General features: G+C 42.3%; 3 protein-coding genes. All 3 read left to right on the forward strand.

Annotated elements, in window-relative coordinates:
- The first annotated feature begins 93 nt into the window (after nt 1-93).
- Nucleotides 94-282: a hypothetical protein gene (locus F6K49_RS52850; protein ID WP_293111119.1), complete on the forward strand. Its 189-nt coding sequence runs from the start codon at nt 94-96 to the stop codon at nt 280-282.
- Nucleotides 283-296: 14 nt separating this feature from the next.
- Complete coding sequence (locus F6K49_RS52855) at nt 297-623, forward strand: metalloregulator ArsR/SmtB family transcription factor (RefSeq protein WP_293111121.1); 327 nt, start codon at nt 297-299, stop codon at nt 621-623.
- Between the two features lie 210 nt (nt 624-833).
- On the forward strand, nt 834-1,019 hold a 186-nt coding region (locus F6K49_RS52860; RefSeq protein ID WP_293111123.1), incomplete at its 3' end, for a VOC family protein.

Below are 1,019 nucleotides of genomic sequence, written 5' to 3' on the forward strand. Positions count from 1 at the left end.
CCTCCAACCGTGATCCTGACCCTGTTATGGCATCGCGCAAACAACACGAGAAACGAATTTATAGGCTAGAGTTCAAAGTACTAACGTACCAATATGTTCCGGAATAACTTTTGTCAGTCAATCAGGGATGGTAGTGATCGCGTCAAAGCTCAATTTGGTTTCTCTTGTAGCAAAGCACTAGGACAACTGAAGATAATAGAAGACAAAGCGAAGAAGTATAGTAATCTATCTGATCCAAAAGTGCGATTAATAAAATTTATCGATGTCCAACCCACAGAATAATTAAATAAAAATTGATGCAAGCCACTTCTGCTCCAGACTCCACTACTATCCTCGCTGGCTTCCATGCTCTTTCCGATCCCCTGCGCCTGGCAGTGATTGAGCTACTGCGATCGCAAGAGTTATGTGTTTGTGATTTATGCGATCGCTTAAATGTCCAGCAATCAAAACTATCATTTCACCTGAAAACCCTTAAACAAGCTGGTCTGATTCGCCCCCGCCAACAGGGAAGGTGGATGTACTACAGCTTGAATTTGCCCCAGTTTGTGGTTTTAGAGCAATATTTGGCAGAATTTCGTCGCACAGGTGTGATGGTACCTGCCCATAGTTGTTGCTCAGACTAGTTTAAAGTCTAGGTTGAATGGCTCTAGGGTTCTGATCAGGGTATAGAGCGTCTTAAAGCACCGACCCTGTCAACTGCTCTTGATGTACCTAATACCATTAGCCCAATAGCATTAGCCAATTCAGCCGATGGCTTAACTATTGTTTAAGCAATAAATCAATTTTTTTTGATATATTAGGATTGACTAATTAGTAAAACAGGAGGGATCTTAATGGCTACTCTCAAAACTCATGTCTCCCTGAATGTCACTGACCTTCACAAATCTGTCACGTTTTACCAGGCAATGTTTGGTGTGTCTCCAGTTAAATACAAAGCTGACTACGCCAAATTTGATTTGGCAAATCCGCCCCTCAATCTCACCCTAGAACTAAACCCCAATATGCACTCTGGTGGCACA

This window comes from Moorena sp. SIO3I6, assembly GCF_010672095.1.